The organism is Mycoplasmatota bacterium (assembly GCA_018394295.1).
GTDB lineage: Bacteria > Bacillota_I > Bacilli_A > Haloplasmatales > Haloplasmataceae > JAENYC01.
The window spans coordinates 430,504-447,205 of sequence record CP074573.1; the positions used below are offsets into that span (position 1 = coordinate 430,504).

Sequence of the window (16,702 nt, forward strand, 5' to 3'; positions counted from 1 at the left end):
ATATTTCAATAATCTAAAAATACAAGCAAACCTTTGTATATTAAAAGGTTTGCTTTTTCTTAAAAAATATTTCTTAAAAAATTGAAACAAAAAAAAACACTGAATTTAACATTAAAAAATTCAGTATTGTCTAAAAAAAAGGAAAAAACCACTAAATTATGGTATAATTTAATTTAGAGTACATCCTGTGAATGTAAAATATTCCACTTTACTCATTAGAGTAATCTATTAATATATAGTGGGTTGAAATCCACACAAAAAAGGGAGTAAGATGCTTTTTTTATTATTTTTTGAATTAATGTTTTGTGTCAGAAGGTGACTGTATGTGGTTTAAGAAATTAATTGTTTGGTTGGTGGTTATATTCATTTGGTTCATCATAACCATTCCAAGTTTAAATTTAGTAAGTGACGTTATTGTTCCTCCACCAAATAAAGTGTTTTTATCATTTGTTGAATTCTTAACTGATGGATATGATAGTAAATCATTTTTGAGTCATATAGTCGCTAGTTTTGGTCGATTGTTTTTAGCAATTGCTTTTGCTGTTATCACAGCTGTACCTTTAGGGCTTCTATGTGGTTATATTAAAAAAATTGAAATTGTTGTTTCAACTATTGTTGAGTTTGTTAGACCATTACCTCCACTAGCATATTATATGGTCCTTGTGTTATGGTTAGGAATTGGTAATACATCAAAAGTTGTTCTATTGTTTATTGCTGCATTCGCACCAGTCTATATTGCTTGTGTTCAAGCAGTCAAACTTGTTAAGCAAGATCATATTTTATCAGCTCAAACATTGGGTGCTAATAAACTGCAGTTATTTACACATGTTGTATTCCCAAGTTCATTGCCAAATATCTTTACAGGTATAAGGACTGCTACAGGTGTTGCCTTTACAACACTTGTAAGTGCTGAAATGGTTGCGGCTGTATCTGGGATTGGTTGGGTAATCCTTGATGCATCTGGAAAATTAAATTCAGAAATAGTATTTGTAGGAATTATTGTCATAGGAATTTCTGCTATATTAATTGATAAATTTTTAATGTTTGTTGAAAATAAAGTTATATTTTGGAAAGGACAAGCGTAATGAAAAAAATTCAAGTTTTACTGTTACTCGCATTATTAACATTATTAGTAAGTTGTAAAGGAAATAAGCATGAAGTTAATATAGGTATATTAAAAGTGCCTAACGATGCTATGCTTGCTAAACAAATGGGATTATTTGAGGAAAAATTTGGTGATTTAGGATATGAAGTTAATTATTTTATTTTTGATTCAGGGGTTGATGCAAATAAAGCCATCGTTTCAGGAGATATCGACTTTGCTACTATGGGAAATATTAATGGATTAGTTGCTTTAGGAAGCAACTTAGATGCTGAACTTGTTTGGATTCATGAAACTTTAGGTGAGGTTGAAGCCTTAGCTGTAAGAGAAAGTGTTGGTATTACTTCAGTTGAAGATTTAAGAGGAAAGAAAATTGCCACAACTTTTGTTTCTACAGCTCATTATGTTTTACTTAACGTCTTAAAAGAGGCTGGAATTGAAGATGAAGTTGAATTATTAAATATGAAGACTAGTGAACTAACTGCTGCTTGGTTACGTGGTGATATCGATGCAGCTTATACTTGGCAACCATCTTTAGGAACGCTTCTAGATAATGGTGGAAGTATCATAGTTTCATCAGAAGATATGATTGAAAAAGGTTATATGACTGCGAATGTTGAATTAGCTAGAAAATCATTTGCTGAAGAACATCCAGAATTAGTTACTACTTACATCGAATGCATGGTTGAAGCATTTGAATACTTCAATACAAATAAAAGTGATGCGATTGATAAATTAGCTACTGAATTAGAGTTAGATGTAGAAGAAATCACAATCGAAGTCAGTGGATCCATTTGGACAAGTTTGGAAGAAATGCAAGGGGATGAGTTCATCACTGAATACATAGATACCATGTATTCACAATCAGATTTCTTATTAAATCAAGACTTCGTTGACAGAATTATCTCAAGAGATGAAATAGCTGTATTTATAAACAACTCCTATGCTTTGGATGTAAATAATGAAGAAAATAATTGAAATTGATCATATTAGTGTTGATTATGATTTGAATGAAGAAACAATAGGAGCTATTAATAATGTTTCTTTAGATATAAACGAAAATGAATTCGTTTGTATCTTAGGTCCTTCTGGATGTGGGAAAAGTACATTATTAAAAACCATTGCTGGATTTATTATTCCTAATAAAGGCCATATTTATATGAATAATAAGGAAATACAGAAGCCTGATAAATCAAGAGGAGTTGTTTTTCAAGAACCTAACCTATTTCCATGGTATACTGTTTTTCAAAATGTAGCAATTGGACCTAAATTTGACAATCGTTCCAAAAAAGAGATTAATAATATCTGTGATAAATACTTGTCTCAAGTTGAATTAGAAGGATATAAAGATTCTAAAGTATTTGAACTTTCGGGTGGACAAAAACAAAGAGTCGCAATCGCTAGAACCCTTGCCAATAATCCTGAGGTCATTCTAATGGATGAACCATTTGGAGCGTTGGATAGCTTCACAAGAAAGAAAATGCAGATTATGATTAGAAATCTTTGGAACAAAAATAAGTCTAATATTTTCTTTGTAACTCATGATATTGATGAAGCATTATTGCTAGGAACTAAGATTTATGTTATGAGAAAAGGAGAAAAGAGTATCATTAAGAGTTATGATATAGACTATACATATAGATTACTTAACAATCCTAAAGAGCATGTAGTAGAGGAAGAAGGGTTCATAAAACTTAAAGAAGAAATAATAAGTTTATTAGAAGAATAAAATATGATTCTGTTAAATGTTATTATTTAAATATTTAGATTTTCTGTGCTGGGTCTTAAGATCCAGCCTTTTGAATCTCATTTATAACTGTTGCTTAGTAGCGGTGTACATATCTGTAGTTATAACTCTAAGGGTTACTATCATGTGGTGAGAGTAATGATTTTCTAAAAACCCTCCAGTAGCTATGTTTTCTACAAAGGAAAGATAGTTAATATATTGACACAAAATACCATTAAAAATAAGATTCTTTTATTATCGTGTTATACCAATAAAGTATATATTAATAAACAATGATATCTTAAAAAATTTAGATAATTATATAAAAAATTTCGGTATTTATGGTACAATTATAATGACCTATTTTAAGTAGAAATTTTTAAATGCTTAAGCATTCTTATATCATAATAAAAAGCTTTAGTTTTATTTTTTTAATATGATAACCATGTTATAATAATATGGTTATTAATAGATTTTGGGAGGTTATTATATATGCAAAAGAAGGCGATACTCTATATAATTGTTAGAATCATTATGGGATTAATGTTTATTCTTAATGTGGTTGGTATTTTTATCATTAAAGATGATGGTCAACAAAGTAGATTGGCATTTAATGCATTTCAATCATTATCATTAGTACTTGCTTCAACAATTCCAGAATTAATTGAAAAAAAGGGAAAATTAAATATCCCTGATTTCATGGAAGTTATCTTTATTATCATGTGTATATGTCATTTTGTATTAGGAGAAATAGGAAGTTTCTATATTAAATTTTCTTGGTGGGATTCAATGCTTCATACTCTTTCAGGGTCAATGATTGCTATTTTGGGATTTTCGATAGTAAACTCAGTTAATCAAGAAAAAAATAATATGATTGTTTTTCCTATTTTTGTTGCTATCTTTGCTGTATGTTTTTCAGTTACAATTGGCGTTTTATGGGAAGTTGTAGAGTTTACAATTGACCATTTGACTGGTTCTAATATGCAGCGGTATATGAATTCTACAACACTTGTACCATTTGAAGGAAGAATAGCTTTACTTGATACAATGAAAGATTTAATGCTAGATACAATTGGAGCTTGTGTCATTTCTATTATTGGTTATCTCAGCATGAAAAAAGATAAACATGCATTTCAAAGATGGACGATAAAAAGAGATCAAATTATTGATGAAATGAATAAAGCTAGTTAATTAAAAATAAATGTACTTTTAGAATAAGCATCGAAAAATGTTTAAAACTAAAAGTACTTTTTTATAATATAAATAAGATTTGATTCCTCTTTGTCAAAATCTTAGGGATGTAGTATAATATAAAAAATGATTGGAGGCGTTTTCATGGAAAAATACATCATGTCAATCGATCAAGGAACGACAAGTAGTAGAGCCATTATCTTTAATAAAAAAGGAGATATTATCTCTAAAGCACAAAAAGAATTTAAACAGATATTCCCAAAACCAGGCTGGGTTGAACACAATGCCAATGAGATTTGGTTATCTGTCTTAGCTGTCATTGCTGAAAGTTTAGTAAATGGGAATGTAGATCCTAAACAAATAGAGGCTATTGGAATAACTAATCAACGTGAAACAACTATCGTTTGGGATAAATTAACAGGACTACCAATTTATAATGCGATTGTTTGGCAGTCTAGACAAACCTCAAGTATTTGTGAGGAACTAAAAGCACAAGGGCATAGTGACTTATTTAGAAATAAAACAGGCTTATTAATTGATGCATATTTTTCAGGTACTAAAGTTAAATGGATATTAGACCATGTGGAAGGTGCAAGAGAAAAAGCAAACAAAGGTGAGTTATTATTTGGTACGATAGACACTTGGTTAATATGGAAGTTATCAGGTGGAAAAGCCCATGTAACTGATTATTCGAATGCCTCAAGAACCCTTATGTATAATATCTTTAACTTATGTTGGGATGATGAATTACTAAATATTCTTCAAGTACCTAAACAAATGTTGCCAGAAGTGAAACCATCCTCATGTGTATTTGCTCATACCGTTACCCATCACTTCTTTGGTGAAGAAATACCAATTGCTGGTGTTGCTGGGGACCAACAAGCTGCCCTTTTTGGTCAAGCATGTTTTGATAAGGGAATGGCTAAAAACACCTATGGAACTGGATGCTTTATGTTAATGAATACAGGAGAAAAAGCAATCAAATCAAATAATGGTTTATTAACAACGATTGCTTGGGGACTAGATGGTAAAGTTGAGTATGCATTAGAAGGAAGTATATTTGTTGCTGGGTCTAGTATTCAATGGTTAAGGGATGGTTTACGGATGTTTAATGAAGCATCTGATAGTGAAGCCTATGCTCAAAAGGTAAGTAGTACAGAAGGTGTTTATGTTGTACCTGCTTTTGTTGGTCTTGGAACCCCTTACTGGGATAGCGATGCTCGTGGTGCTGTTTTTGGTTTAACAAGAGGAACAACAAAGGAACATTTTATTCGAGCAACCTTAGAATCCATTGCTTATCAATCAAAAGACGTTTTGACTGCAATGGAAGAAGATTCAAATATAACATTAAAATCATTGCGAGTAGATGGTGGAGCTGTTAAGAATAATTTCTTAATGCAGTTTCAGGCAGACATTTTAGGAACCCCTGTTTTCCGACCAGTTGTGAATGAGACCACAGCATTAGGAACAGCTTATTTAGCGGGTCTAGCGGTAGGTTATTGGAATTGTAAAGAAAATATTGCTAGTTCTTGGAAAGTTGATCAAACCTTTAAATCACAAATTGAAGAGGATTCAAGAGAGAAACTGTATAATGGATGGAAAAAAGCTGTCAAAGCTACGATGATGTATAAATAAAATATAATATAAGGAGTTAATGAGATGGTTAAACAAACCATAATACCAGTGTTAAAAAGCATCAAAGATTGTGAGCGGGCAGGAGAGTATACGGATGAGTTTGTTATTGTAATGGATGTACATCTATCTCAGTTAGGTCATTGTTGCCAACTAGTTAAGCAAAATGGGAAGAAGGTTATTATCCATTTAGATCTCATTAAGGGACTTAAAAGTGATGGTTATGCTGTTGAATTTCTTATCAATGACTTAAATGTTGATGGTGTCATTTCTGTTAAAAGCTCTGTAATCGACAAAGTAAAAAAACTTGGGAAAATAGCCATTCAACGAATTTTTATTATCGATACCCAATCTTACAAAAAAAGTATTGGTTTAATAAATAGTTCTAAACCAGATTATATTGAAATGTTACCAGGGTGTTTGTTTAAGATGATTAGAAGAGTAAAAGAGGATTTAGGGGTAAATGTGATTGCTGGTGGATTAATTGAAACAGAAGACGAATATGAAGAAGCCATTAAAAGTGGTGCAACTTCAATCACTACTTCTAAGAAGCTTTTATTAAAAAAGTGTAAAAATAGAAAATAAGCATTTTCTTTTGTAGATGCATATGATATAATATAAATACAAAGTTAATAAAAAGGCGAGAGAATTTTAGAGAAGAGCCAAAAAAGATCTGTAATAGGTCTTTTTTGGCTCTTTTTTCTTAGAAAGGAAGATTAATATGTATGATGTGACGATTATAGGATCAGGAATAACAGGGTCATTTATTGCCCATAACTTAGCTAAATATCAGCTAAAAGTATTAGTTTTAGAAAAAGATGTTGAAGTAGGAGATGGGGTAACAAAAGCAAACAGTGCGATTATCCATTCAGGTTATGATCCAAAACCAGGTACTTTAAAAGCAAAATTAAATGTCTTAGGAAATAAAATGTATGAACAAGTCACAAAGGAATTAAATGTAGATTATAAAAGAATCGGCTCTTATACTTTAGCATTTAATGAATTAGAAGAAAAAGAGCTAAGAAAATTATATCAACATGGAATTGAAAATGGTGTAGAAACTTATTTAGTTGAAAAAGAAGAAATCTTGAAAAAAGAACCAAATATTAAAGATACGGTTCGTTTAGGGCTTTATGCACCAACAACAGGTATTTTAGCACCTTGGGATATGATTTATGCATTATTAGATAATGCGTTATATAATGGTGTTGAAATAAAGACAAGTAATGAAGTACTTAACATCGATAAGAAAGAAGATCATTTTGTAGTTAAAACTAATCAATCAACCTATAAGACACGTTATGTGATTAATGCTGCTGGATTATATGCTGAACATATTACACGAATGGTTACAGATAATCCTGGATTTAAAATGAATTTTACTAGAGGAGAATATTATGTATTAGATAGAGGATATGATGATTATGTGCATCATGTTATTTATCCGACGCCAACCGCTAAAGGAAAAGGGGTCTTAATTGTTCCTACGATTCATGGAAATGTGTTGTTAGGACCTACTAGCGAAAGAATTGAGGATGCTGATAGTACAGAAGTTACAAAAGTAGGACTAGAATTTGTTAAAAATCATGTCAATCAAATGATTAATAATACCCCATACAAAGGAATTATTAGAACATTCTCTGGTATAAGACCTAAAACAGATCGATTAGATTTTATTATCGAAGAATTAAATGATACACCTCAGTTTATTCAAGTCGCAGGAATTGAATCTCCAGGTCTAGCATCTGCCCCAGCAATTGCGAAAATGGTAGAAGAGATGATTTTAAATAAAGAATCATTAGAAACAAAACATGATTATAAAATTTATCCACAAAAACAAGTGAAAATAAATGAAAAACCAATTGATGAAATCAATCGCTTAATTAAACAAAATCCTAAATACGGGACAATTATCTGTCGATGTGAATCTATTACAGAAGGTGAAATCATCGATGCAATTCATAGTCCATTAGGGATAAGAACAATCGATGGCATTAAAAGAAGAGTAAGACCAGGGTCAGGACGTTGTCAAGGTGGATTTTGTCAACCTTTAATTCTAGAGATTTTAGCAAGAGAACTTAAGGTTAGTAAAACAGATATATTACTTGATAAAGAAGGTTCAAATATTTTAACCGAAGAAACGAAAATCAATGGAGGTGATGGAAATGAATAAACAATACGATGTATGTGTCATTGGTGGTGGAGCTGCTGGGATGTCTAGTGCACTTGGTGCAGTAAAAAATGGTGCCAAAAAAGTGCTATTAGTCGAAAGAGATATTGAATTAGGAGGAATCCTACAACAATGTATTCATAATGGTTTTGGTTTACATCATTTTCATGAAGAATTAACAGGTCCAGCTTATGCTGAAAGATTAAAAACTGAACTATTAGAGACAAATGTTGAAATAAAATTAGAAACAACTGTTTTAGAAATCACAAAAGATAAAACCGTACATTTAATGAATAAAGTAGATGGTTACCAAATAATCGAAGCAAAATCAATTGTTGTTGCGATTGGATGTCGTGAGCGTACAAGACATCAAATTGGAATTCCAGGAAAAAGATTTAATGGAATTATGACTGCTGGATTAGCCCAACGTTATTTGAATATTGATGGTTACTTAGTTGGAAAGAATGTATTTATCTTAGGTTCAGGTGATATTGGTTTAATTATGGCTAGACGTATGAGACTTGAAGGAGCGAATGTCTTAGGAGTTGCTGAACTGATGCCTTATTCAAATGGGTTAAATCGTAATATCGTTCAATGTTTGCATGATTACAATATCCCACTATACTTAAGTCATACAGTGACAGGCGTTAGCGGGAAAGATAGATTAGAAAAAGTAACGATATCAGAAGTGGATGAGAATTTCCAAGTTAAAGAAGGAACAAGTAAAACCTTTGAAGTAGATACCTTATTATTATCGGTTGGATTAATTCCTGAAAATAAATTATTAACAGATATTCAAGTTGAAGTAAACCCAATCACAAACGGTGCTTATGTAGATGATCAATTTCAAACGAATATCCCAGGAATCTTTGCCTGTGGAAACTCTTTACACGTTCATGATTTAGTAGATTTCGTCGCAGAAGAAAGTTTTGAAAGCGGAAAAAATGCAGCGAAATATGCCTTAAATCAAGAGAATAATCATATAAGTATTCCTGTAAAACCAGCAAGTAACGTTCGTTATGTTATTCCAAATAAAATTAAGATAAGTGATGATGAAGTAACATTTAAGTTTAGAGTAACAAAACCAATGAATAAAGGATTAATCATTGTAAAACAAGGAGATTCAGTTATAAAGGAAATTAAAAAAAGTCATCTCCTACCAGCTGAAATGGAAAGTGTCAAATTAAATAAATCATTATTTAAGCCTAATAGTCAAGATGAAATCTTTGTTGAAGTGAAAGGGGTTGAGTAATATGTTTAAAAAAGAAATGATTTGTATCGTATGTCCTAGAGGGTGTAAACTAACGGTTACTAAAGAGAATGAAGAATATCAAGTGAATGGAAATTTCTGTAAACGTGGTATTAAGTATGGAATTAGTGAGATAGTTAATCCTGTAAGACAAGTCACCTCAACTGTAAAAATAGATGGAGCAACACATAGAAGATTACCTGTTATTACAGATAGAGAAATACCAAAAGATTTAATATTTAAAGTAATGAATGAAATTAATCAAGTATCTATACAAGCACCAGTTAAATGTGGTGAGATAATTATTAAAAATGTTTTAAATACAGATGCAAATATTATCGCATCAAGAAGTATGGAAGAACTATAAAACTATTAGAGGGTGAATTGAGGTTACTCAACTCACTCTTTTATATATTTATAATTTATTTAATTTCTAGCTCCATAATATGGTATAATAATGTAATTAAGTATAAAATAAATATATATGAATCTAATTGGAGGTAAAAATGTCTATTTTCTTACACTATGGTGATATAAAAACAATCATAAAAAGATGTCCTGTGACAAGTTTATTAATATTAGTAAATTCGTTCTTTTTATTAATAACTATTATATCTGGTGGTATAGTAGAAGGTTTTAAATTTGGAAATCTAGTTCGTTTAGGAGGACTTGTTCCATCTTATGTATTTGCTGGTGAATATTATCGGTTATTTATTACTATGTTTTTACATGGTTCTGTTATTCATTATCTTTTTAATACATTTTTTGGTCTATTAATATTAGGAGCTGGTTTAGAAAAACTTATTGGTTCAATTAAATTTCTGATTATTTACCTATTCTCTGGATTAGTTTCAAGTTTATTTGTCTTAGTTTTCTCATATTCGGAAGATTTAACAATTGGAGCCTCAGGTGCAGTTTTTGGAGTACTTGGTGCATTTCTATTTATAATTTTATTTAAGAAAAATTTATTATCGTTTTCTGATAGAACTTATATTAGGAATTTACTGATTGTTAATCTAATTTTTACTTTCGTTACTCCATTTATTAGTAAATCAGGTCATTTAGGTGGCTTAATCACTGGATTTATACTTGGCTTTGTATTACTCATTAATAAAAATAATTATTATTATTAAAAGTCGATCGTTTTGATAGAGGATGTTTCAATTATTGACAAAATTTACCAAAATGTTAGAATATAATTAAGAGGGAGGGGATTTGATGATAGACAAAGAAAAAGAAAGGCTTATTTCTGATATGACTGCAAATGGTAGTAGAAGAGTTGTTTCTCGAATTATTGATTTTATTTTTCAATTAATTTTAATGTCACCAATTTTCATATGGTTACTTTTAACTGGTAAGGAGATAACTCAGTTATTAAATTATATATGCATAGGAATTATCATTTTTGCTGAATTCATTATTCCAGTTCTAACCAAAGGAAAATCTGTGGGGAAATTTGTCTGCAGATTAAGAATAATATCTATTAGTGGATATGATGCAAGTGTTAAACAATTATTTGTTAGAAGTTTGTTTTATATTATATTAATTATTGTTGATATTTTTGCTTTTGGTATCTTTAAGTTCACTGTTAATTTAATGCTGTCAATTGTATTTATCTTTTCTATTGCTTCAATATTTTTAGATATTTATAACCGTACTGCTTGGGACAAGCTTGCTGGGGTTTATGTAGTTTTAGATCATGATTATAGAAGAATTGATATCTATTAATAATTATTAAATAAGTATATGGAGGAGAGTATGGATCATATTGTTTATTTAGATGCTAAGGCTAAAGAACTAGAAAATTTATTAAATCATAAAAAATCAATGGTTATTAGAGGTGCAGCAGGAAGAAAGTTACCTTATGGAAGAGTCCGTGAGGGAGATGTTTTATATTTCATCAATAATAATGCTGAGGGCTATATAAGGGCGAAAGGAACCGTTAAATATGTCTTTCATTCAGAAAAAATGGATAAGGAAACATCCATTAAATTAATAGAAGATAACCAAGATAAACTTCTTTTGTCAGATAAACAGTATAAAAGATGGGCTGGGAAGAGATATATTGTCTTAATTGATGTTGATAATATTTGTGAAGTTGAACCGTTCAAAATCAATAAAACGAATTATAGTAATATGGATGATTGGTTACTTGTTGAAGATATTAATACTTTGAAAATAAACTAAGTTCTAAAAAATAACAAAATATAGTTGACAAATCGTATAAAAGGTAATATATTACATAAGTAGGTAATATATTACCTAAATTTATTTTGGGAGAGAAAAATGAAATATAAAAAAACAATTAATTTTTTAGTTTTGATGATTGCTTTCTTATCAATTATAGCTGCATCAATCGGTTTATTTTCAAATAGTGGAGAGGGTCAATTTGAATTTACCTCTATCTATGGAGAGAAGATCTTGATTTATGGAAAAGGATTATATCAACATGAAACAGCTAAGTTAGGTCTAATGGCTAGGGGACAGGATGCTGTAACATTATTTATATGTATACCATTATTATTATTATCATTATATATAACGAATAAAGGTTCTTTAAAAGGTAAGTTATTATTATCAGGTGTACAGGGTTATTTTTTATACACTTATACACAATTTACACAAATTGCTTATAATCCTTTATTTTTAGTGTATATTTTGTTAATGACATTAAGTTTATATGCCTTTATTCTCATTATGTTATCATTTGATATGAATGAACTTAAAAGAAAATTTGACGGGAACTTTCCAGTTAAAACAAGTGCTATTTATGGAATTATATCTGCTTTGTGTTTATCAATTCTTTGGTTAAGTGACATAATTAATGCTTTAATTAATCAGGTACCTATAAGTGTATTAGATCATTATTCAGCAAATCCTGTTTATTCAATGGATTTAGGACTTGTTGTTCCAACATTTTTAGTCGCTGCGTTTTTAACATTAAAAAAGAAACCAATAGGTTATCTAATATCAACGATAATGATCATTAAAGCAATAACCATGTGGACAGCATTAACAGCGATGAATGTTGCGATATCTTTTGAAGGAGAGACTCTCGATATCAGTGATTGGATGATGACACCAATATTTACTGTTATATCAATACTTATTTTAATTAAAATATTTATAAACATAAAAACAGATGGAGTACAAGAATGAAATCATTAGATACATTAGGAAAAAAAACCTATATTTTTGGTTATTTATTTTTATTATCAAATAAATTACAAGCAGTGATAGACCGTGACTTTAGTAAATATGATTTAACTGCGAAACAGTGGTTTCTTATGATTATTTTAGAAGAGTTTTTTAAAACACCACCTACTTTAAAAGAAGTTAGTGACTTTATGGGAAGTTCACATCAAAATGTAAAGCAAATAGTAACTAAATTAGTTAATAAAGAATTTATGACAATTGAAAAAGATAAAGATGATAAAAGAGCTTTAAGATTATCATTAACAGATAAGTGCGACCAATTTTGGGGTGGACGTAAAGAAATTGATTTAGAGTTTTTCGAAAATTTATTTTCTTCGTTTACAGAAGAAGAAATTGATTTATTTTATAGCTTCATTAATAAGTTGTATGATAAAGTTAAAAGTTTATAATAATTATTACGATTATTAGTATTTGTTTTGTTAATGATTATGGAATTAATTAAAACTAAATAAAAGATTCATATTTTACTCCTATTTTTTTAACATTTAAATATGGTTATATTGTAACTTATGTTTTATTTATAATTTATAATTAAATAATCCAAATATAATATTAATAAAAGATAATTGGAGATAAATAAAAATTAAGTAAGTGGTAAAACAAAAAATCTATTATCAAAAATGAATAATAGATTTTTTGTTAGTTGTTATAGTTAATCTTCAATTTTTCTAATTGCTTTGATGCGATATGCAATTGGTGGATGAGAATATTTCATTGTAACATATATAGGATGAGGGGTTAAGTTTGTAAATTTTTCTCTTGCTAATATTATTAGGGCTTCTTGAATTTCATCTTTAAAGCCATTTACTGCAGCATAATAATCTGCTTCGTATTCAAATTTACGAGAAAAACTATTTTTGATGGCTTGTAGTATAATGGAAATTGGTGACAGCAATAAAAGAAAGATAATCATTCCAAATCCTAAATTCGCATTATTAAATCCGAAAGCAATACTTATAGAATCTGATCTTACAGAAAACAATAATATGACAAAAAATAAAGTAATATAAACTATTTTTATAATTATATTATATATATTATGCTTATATTCTGTATGGCCAATTTGGTGGGCTAGAACGCTGACAACTTGATCTGAATTCATATTTTCAATTAATGTATTAGATAAAACAAGCTTTTTAAATTTACCAAATCCATAGAAATAAGCAAACATTCTAGTTGAACGTTTTGAGGAATCGATGACACTTATTTTAGTTATTTCATACTCTTCTTTTTCTACAAAATGAATAATTTTATTTTTTAGTTCTCCATCTTCTAGGGGGGTCAATTTATTAAAGATAGGTACAAATAGTTTTACGTAGAATAAATGAACGAATAATACGATAATAACGATTAATAACCATGTATAAAAGTAAAATATATTTTTATCATGATAGTATAGTAATGATAATAGATAAATAATCACTCCACCTAAAACAATTGTAAGGAATAATTTTTTAAATTTGTCATACACAATTGTTTTATTAGTCGATTTCTTAAGACCATATTTTTCTTCAAAACTAAAATGTTTATAGATAGAAAAGAATAAAGCAATTATAAATTCGATTAAAAAATAACTTCCAAACAATAGGACTGCTTGTAAATGAACTGAACTGGTTGATTTAAGTATAATACGATTGAAAATTGGAAATACACTAAAAATTAATAAAGTTATAATGGTGATGATTCGAACAGTCCTTGATAATATACTTAATCTGAAGTTTTTCATGTCATATTGTAACCATTTTTGATATGCCTCTTGGTCATAAACATCAAGTATTTCTTCAGGGATTTCCCCATCTCTGTGTTTATAATTTAAAATAGATAACCAGGTATTAAAAATAAAAGCTAGGATAATTATACTTAAAACATAAATTCTCACATTAACAGGATGATAATTATCATCATTATACACCTCAAATATAAGGTCTGAATCGATAATGGATAATACAGTTTTCGAATAATTTTTTTCAGTAAAAAAATTGATGTTTAAAGGATTAATAATCTGATCATTTGATATTGTTTTATAATTGTTTTTAAAAAAATGCAATTGTGAGATAAGATTATCGTATGTAATTGATGTATCATTTAATTGTATACCATGTTGATGTAAAGTGACTATATCAGCGTTTAATTCTTCTTGTATAAAATCTTTTTCCGCATATATTGCGGATTGATAAAGATATCTATTAATTTTATATCCATCTAGTATGTTTTCATCATCTTTATATACACTATTATTTTCTGAGTTATGTTCATATATTTGAGCATAATCCCAACCTGTGGTGTCAACTAAATTCCATTTTAAAGTTATCCATTCATCGGATGTATCACTATCTGTATATAAAAAAATCTGTCCATTTAAATTATAAAAACTTAAAATCTCTGAACTAATAGTATTATTTTCTAAAAGTTCTAATGAATGATATATATTTGTTTCTGGATTAAACCATCTTATTTTTCCTTCCGTTTTTGTTCCACTATATCTATAAAATTCATAACTGTTATCAGGATAATACTCGTAATCTACATAATTTTGAATAGCCCTAATATACACTTTATATTGCTCTTCACTAAATTCCGTATAGAATATTCTAGAATTATCTTCGGTTGATTCTAAAACTTTTATTGTGAGTTTATTATCTTCAGTAATTGATAATTTAACTGATTTTTTCCAAATTTCAAAAATATCCATTCTTTTTATAATCATATATTCTTCAGATAAAGAAATCATATATTTATCATATTTATATTCTTCTTTATTCATTGAGAAGTAAGTATTCAATTTAAAACTCGTTTCATCTTTTAAATAATTGATAAGTGGATTAAGGAATCTACTAGTTAGAATGATAATATTATCATCTGATAATGTTCTTTTAGATCTTTTATTAGAATAAAATGAAAAGTCTTCAGGGTAATAAATCGATTCATTTGCTTCAGTAAATACTGTGGATATTTCATCCTGCTCATTATACATGGATGATAATTTTTCTGTGTAAATTGTCAATCTATTGATGACATCTTCTTTTGTGTATTGAACTAAGTCATCTGTTGTGCTTTCGATAGAAGTAGTTGTATTTACTAAATCACTATTTGATTGCGCATGACAACTCGTGATTATCATTAAAATAATAATGACTAGGCCTAAATAAAATCCCTTTTTAAAAACCATAAAAACCCTCCTATATAATGAATAATAGGTAATTTCCTGTCCTATATTTGTAGTATAAACTATAATGAAAGATATGACAACCTTTGATGAGTGAAATTAATTTATTTATAAAAAAAATCGCTAAATTCAATTTAAGTGTTGATATTTTTTTATTGTTACATCTATGATGTAATAAGTCACTTTATAATGAAATTATAAAGTGAGGTAATTAGAATGATAAATAAAATAGATTTAATTAATGAATTAAATAAACTATCTATAAAGAATTATGAAGATGTTTTTAGTTTCATTATGTCTTTCAATAACCCTATAGAATCTAAAAGCGATATTTGTTTGAATTGTCCACATTGTGGTTCAGTTGAGTTTGTTAAAAATGGAAAAACAAACAAAGGAATTCAAAGATACATTTGTCGCGAGTGTAATAAATCATTTTGTGATACATCTAACACTTTTCTTTATAGAAGTAGATGTACTGAAGATATATGGTTAAAATTTATTGATTGTGAAATATCAGGATTATCTTTAAAAGAAACTGCTTATTATAATAATTTAAGTGTCACAACTTGTTTTTATATGCGACATAAGCTTTATAAAGCAATCAGAAACTTAAAGATGAAAGAAACTTTATCTAGTAAAGTTGAATTAGATTGTATTTATACAAAGATAAATCTTAAAGGAACCAAACCATCAAATATGCCTAGACATAGTAAAAAGAGAGGTAATACATCTGCATATTCAGGTATATCTCATCACAAAGTATGTATTGTCGCTGCAATCGATGAAAATGATAATATGTTGCTTGAGATAGCTGGAGTTGGATCGGAATCAATGGAAAAATACACTAAATATACCGATAAATTTATGGATACAACTTTAATTATTTCTGACAGTAAACCATGTATTCAACAATTTGTGAATAATTTAGGTGTTAAGAATGATAAAGTTCCTGTGATAGCTAATAAAAAACGTTATACTACTAATCTAGGTAATAGTTTAGGTGATATTAATCAATTGGCTACCGGGATTACTAAGATTATAAAAAATAGTCATGGTGTATCTATAAGACATTTACAAGATTACTTATCATTTTACCTATATAAAAAACAATTACATTATAGAACTAATCGAAAAGATCATGCAAATATAATGTATTCTTATTAAAATACAATCATCATTTATCTAATAAGGATACGTTAAATTTTGATTATCCAATATCTTTAAAAGATGCTTATTATGAATATCGATAT

General features: G+C 28.6%; 16 protein-coding genes. 15 read left to right on the top strand and 1 reads right to left on the bottom strand.

Going from position 1 to position 16,702, the window contains the following annotated elements:
- The first annotated feature begins 323 nt into the window (after positions 1-323).
- The 14 genes from KHQ81_01740 (at position 324) to KHQ81_01805 (ending at position 12,675) form a co-directional block, all read left to right on the top strand.
- Positions 324-1,085, top strand: a complete 762-nt coding sequence (locus KHQ81_01740) for an ABC transporter permease (GenBank protein QVK18463.1) — start codon at positions 324-326, stop codon at positions 1,083-1,085.
- Positions 1,085-2,080: an ABC transporter substrate-binding protein gene (locus tag KHQ81_01745; protein ID QVK18464.1), complete on the top strand. Its 996-nt coding sequence runs from the start codon at positions 1,085-1,087 to the stop codon at positions 2,078-2,080. The genes KHQ81_01740 and KHQ81_01745 overlap by 1 nt, the downstream gene beginning before the upstream one ends.
- Positions 2,064-2,831 carry an ABC transporter ATP-binding protein gene (locus KHQ81_01750; protein QVK18465.1) on the top strand — a complete coding sequence of 256 codons (768 nt, stop codon included), beginning with the start codon at positions 2,064-2,066 and terminating at the stop codon, positions 2,829-2,831. The genes KHQ81_01745 and KHQ81_01750 overlap by 17 nt, the downstream gene beginning before the upstream one ends.
- Positions 2,832-3,320: 489 nt before the next feature.
- Positions 3,321-4,019: a hypothetical protein gene (locus KHQ81_01755; GenBank protein ID QVK18466.1), complete on the top strand. Its 699-nt coding sequence runs from the start codon at positions 3,321-3,323 to the stop codon at positions 4,017-4,019.
- A 144-nt stretch (positions 4,020-4,163) separates the two neighbouring features.
- Positions 4,164-5,654 (top strand): glycerol kinase GlpK, encoded by a 1,491-nt coding sequence (gene glpK, locus KHQ81_01760; GenBank protein ID QVK18467.1) that lies wholly within the window; start codon positions 4,164-4,166, stop codon positions 5,652-5,654.
- A 24-nt stretch (positions 5,655-5,678) separates the two neighbouring features.
- The gene (locus KHQ81_01765) at positions 5,679-6,236 is read left to right on the top strand and encodes a glycerol-3-phosphate responsive antiterminator (protein QVK18468.1); all 558 of its coding nucleotides are present in this window, start codon (positions 5,679-5,681) and stop codon (positions 6,234-6,236) included.
- Positions 6,237-6,372: 136 nt separating this feature from the next.
- Positions 6,373-7,824, top strand: a complete 1,452-nt coding sequence (locus KHQ81_01770; protein QVK18469.1) for an NAD(P)/FAD-dependent oxidoreductase — start codon at positions 6,373-6,375, stop codon at positions 7,822-7,824.
- Positions 7,817-9,073, top strand: coding sequence for an FAD-dependent oxidoreductase (locus tag KHQ81_01775; protein ID QVK18470.1), 1,257 nt, complete (start codon positions 7,817-7,819; stop codon positions 9,071-9,073). Before KHQ81_01770 ends, KHQ81_01775 begins: the two co-directional genes overlap by 8 nt.
- A gap of 1 nt (position 9,074) precedes the next feature.
- The gene (locus KHQ81_01780) at positions 9,075-9,437 is read left to right on the top strand and encodes a DUF1667 domain-containing protein (protein ID QVK18471.1); all 363 of its coding nucleotides are present in this window, start codon (positions 9,075-9,077) and stop codon (positions 9,435-9,437) included.
- Positions 9,438-9,576: 139 nt separating this feature from the next.
- Positions 9,577-10,203, top strand: coding sequence for a rhomboid family intramembrane serine protease (locus tag KHQ81_01785; protein QVK18472.1), 627 nt, complete (start codon positions 9,577-9,579; stop codon positions 10,201-10,203).
- Positions 10,204-10,288: 85 nt separating this feature from the next.
- A complete protein-coding gene (locus tag KHQ81_01790) occupies positions 10,289-10,798 on the top strand; it encodes an RDD family protein (GenBank protein ID QVK18473.1) in 510 nt (169 codons plus the stop codon).
- Between the two features lie 30 nt (positions 10,799-10,828).
- A complete protein-coding gene (locus KHQ81_01795; protein QVK18474.1) occupies positions 10,829-11,257 on the top strand; it encodes a hypothetical protein in 429 nt (142 codons plus the stop codon).
- Between the two features lie 99 nt (positions 11,258-11,356).
- Positions 11,357-12,229 (top strand): hypothetical protein, encoded by an 873-nt coding sequence (locus KHQ81_01800; GenBank protein ID QVK18475.1) that lies wholly within the window; start codon positions 11,357-11,359, stop codon positions 12,227-12,229.
- Positions 12,226-12,675: a MarR family transcriptional regulator gene (locus tag KHQ81_01805; protein ID QVK18476.1), complete on the top strand. Its 450-nt coding sequence runs from the start codon at positions 12,226-12,228 to the stop codon at positions 12,673-12,675. The genes KHQ81_01800 and KHQ81_01805 overlap by 4 nt, the downstream gene beginning before the upstream one ends.
- Before the next feature lie 263 nt (positions 12,676-12,938).
- Here the strand turns inward: KHQ81_01805 and KHQ81_01810 are convergent, their stop codons facing one another.
- The gene (locus KHQ81_01810; protein ID QVK18477.1) at positions 12,939-15,455 is read right to left on the bottom strand and encodes a M48 family metallopeptidase; all 2,517 of its coding nucleotides are present in this window, start codon (positions 15,453-15,455) and stop codon (positions 12,939-12,941) included.
- Between the two features lie 213 nt (positions 15,456-15,668).
- Here KHQ81_01810 and KHQ81_01815 point away from each other — a divergent pair, with 213 nt between their 5' ends.
- Complete coding sequence (locus tag KHQ81_01815; GenBank protein QVK18478.1) at positions 15,669-16,616, top strand: IS1 family transposase; 948 nt, start codon at positions 15,669-15,671, stop codon at positions 16,614-16,616.
- The last annotated feature ends 86 nt before the right edge of the window (positions 16,617-16,702 follow it).

Bases quoted from the DNA above. Each gene is read 5' to 3' on its own strand.
- KHQ81_01740 (QVK18463.1), top strand. From the start codon at position 324: ATGTGGTTTAAGAAATTAATTGTTTGGTTGGTGGTTATATTCATTTGG.
- KHQ81_01745 (QVK18464.1), top strand. From the start codon at position 1,085: ATGAAAAAAATTCAAGTTTTACTGTTACTCGCATTATTAACATTATTA.
- KHQ81_01750 (QVK18465.1), top strand. From the start codon at position 2,064: ATGAAGAAAATAATTGAAATTGATCATATTAGTGTTGATTATGATTTG.
- KHQ81_01755 (QVK18466.1), top strand. From the start codon at position 3,321: ATGCAAAAGAAGGCGATACTCTATATAATTGTTAGAATCATTATGGGA.
- glpK (QVK18467.1), top strand. From the start codon at position 4,164: ATGGAAAAATACATCATGTCAATCGATCAAGGAACGACAAGTAGTAGA.
- KHQ81_01765 (QVK18468.1), top strand. From the start codon at position 5,679: ATGGTTAAACAAACCATAATACCAGTGTTAAAAAGCATCAAAGATTGT.
- KHQ81_01770 (QVK18469.1), top strand. From the start codon at position 6,373: ATGTATGATGTGACGATTATAGGATCAGGAATAACAGGGTCATTTATT.
- KHQ81_01775 (QVK18470.1), top strand. From the start codon at position 7,817: ATGAATAAACAATACGATGTATGTGTCATTGGTGGTGGAGCTGCTGGG.
- KHQ81_01780 (QVK18471.1), top strand. From the start codon at position 9,075: ATGTTTAAAAAAGAAATGATTTGTATCGTATGTCCTAGAGGGTGTAAA.
- KHQ81_01785 (QVK18472.1), top strand. From the start codon at position 9,577: ATGTCTATTTTCTTACACTATGGTGATATAAAAACAATCATAAAAAGA.
- KHQ81_01790 (QVK18473.1), top strand. From the start codon at position 10,289: ATGATAGACAAAGAAAAAGAAAGGCTTATTTCTGATATGACTGCAAAT.
- KHQ81_01795 (QVK18474.1), top strand. From the start codon at position 10,829: ATGGATCATATTGTTTATTTAGATGCTAAGGCTAAAGAACTAGAAAAT.
- KHQ81_01800 (QVK18475.1), top strand. From the start codon at position 11,357: ATGAAATATAAAAAAACAATTAATTTTTTAGTTTTGATGATTGCTTTC.
- KHQ81_01805 (QVK18476.1), top strand. From the start codon at position 12,226: ATGAAATCATTAGATACATTAGGAAAAAAAACCTATATTTTTGGTTAT.
- KHQ81_01810 (QVK18477.1), bottom strand. From the start codon at position 15,455: ATGGTTTTTAAAAAGGGATTTTATTTAGGCCTAGTCATTATTATTTTA.
- KHQ81_01815 (QVK18478.1), top strand. From the start codon at position 15,669: ATGATAAATAAAATAGATTTAATTAATGAATTAAATAAACTATCTATA.